The sequence below is a fragment of the Rhodococcus sp. BS-15 genome, from assembly GCF_000813105.1.
Lineage (GTDB): Bacteria > Actinomycetota > Actinomycetes > Mycobacteriales > Mycobacteriaceae > Rhodococcoides.
The window spans coordinates 1-1,716 of record NZ_BAOX01000518.1 but is presented as its reverse complement, the minus strand read 5'-3'; the positions used below and the strand labels follow the sequence as shown (position 1 = coordinate 1,716).

Sequence of the window (1,716 nt, the reverse complement as noted above, 5' to 3'; positions counted from 1 at the left end):
CCTGCTACGAGGTTCCGCTCACGTGATTTTCACCCTCAGGGGACGTAGCGGACGGCACCCTTGTCCGCCGATGTCGCCAACGCGGCGTATGCGCGCAAAGCGGTGGTGACCGTGCGCTGGCGATCGACGGGCTGCCACGGCCGCTCGGACGCGTTCATCTTCGCGCGTCGCGTCTCGAGGGTCTCGTCGTCGACGAGGATCTCGAGGGTGCGAGTGGCGACGTCGATTCGGACCTGGTCGCCGTTCTCGACGAGCCCGATCACACCGCCCGCAGCGGCCTCGGGGGAAATGTGCCCGATGGACAGTCCCGAGGTTCCGCCGGAGAAGCGGCCGTCGGTGATCAGGGCGCAGACCTTGCCCAGTCCGGCACCCTTGAGGAAGGCCGTCGGGTGCAGCATTTCCTGCATGCCGGGACCGCCCTTGGGTCCTTCGTAGCGAACGACCAGCACGTCACCGGGCTGAATCTTCTTCTGCAGGATGGCCGAGACGGCTTCTTCCTGCGACTCGACGACCAGCGCCGGTCCCTGGAAGGAGAACAGGTCCTCGTCGATGCCCGCGGTCTTGAGGATCGCACCGTCGACGGCGATGTTGCCGCGCAATACCACCAGGCCACCTTCGACCGTGTAGGCATGCTCGAGATCGCGGATGCAGCCCCCTGCGGCGTCCGTGTCGAGCGAGGACCAGCGGTTGCTCGTTGAGAACGGTTCGACGGTGCGGACACCGCCCGGGGCGGCGTGGAACAACTCGACGGCCTCGGCGGACGCTTTGCCGGACCGGATGTCCCAGGTGTCGAGCCATTCGTCGAAGCTCTTCGTGTGCACGGTCGAGACGTCGGTTTCGAGCAGGTTCGCCCGTCGCAATTCGCCGAGGAGAGCCGGGATTCCGCCGGCGCGGTGCACGTCTTCCATGTGGTAATCGGAATTGGGGGAGACCTTCGACAGGCACGGAACCTTGCGACTGATGGCGTCGATGGAGTCGAGGTCGAAGTCGACCTCGCCTTCCTGCGCAGCAGCGAGGGTGTGCAGCACTGTATTGGTGGATCCGCCCATCGCCACGTCTAGTGCCATGGCATTGCGAAACGCGGCCGGAGTGGCGATGTTGCGGGGGAGGACGGATTCGTCCTCGTCGCGGTAGAACTTCAGCGCTGCCTCGACGATGGTGGTGCCTGCGCGTGTGAACAGCGCCCGGCGGGCCTCGTGAGTGGCCAGGGTGGAGCCGTTGCCGGGCAATGCCAGGCCGAGCGCTTCGGTGAGGCAGTTCATCGAGTTCGCCGTGAACATGCCCGAGCACGACCCGCACGTAGGGCACGCGCTGCGCTCGACCTCGTCGAGGCCCGCCTCGGACACGGCGTAGTTGGCGCTGGCGGAGATCGCGGTGATCAGGTCGGTCGGTGCCTGCGCGACGCCGTCGACGACCACCGCCTTGCCTGCCTCCATCGGTCCACCGGAGACGAAGACGGCCGGGATGTTCAGGCGCATCGCGGCATTGAGCATTCCGGGGGTGATCTTGTCGCAGTTGGATATGCAGACGAGCGCGTCGGCGGTGTGGGCGTTGGCCATGTACTCGACGGAGTCGGCGATGATCTCGCGGCTGGGCAGCGAGTACAGCATTCCGCCGTGGCCCATGGCGATTCCGTCGTCGACGGCGATGGTGTGGAACTCTCGGGGAACGCCGCCCGCAGCTCGTACGGCGTCGGCGACGATCTCGCCGACGTTC

The 1,716-nt window shown here is 66.5% G+C and carries 1 protein-coding gene; it reads right to left on the bottom strand.

What is annotated here, in order from left to right; genetic code table 11:
• Window positions 1-35 precede the first annotated feature (35 nt).
• Window positions 36-1,716: dihydroxy-acid dehydratase (gene ilvD, locus RHBS_RS27535; protein WP_128646918.1), on the bottom strand; the 1,681-nt coding region annotated here is incomplete at its 5' end.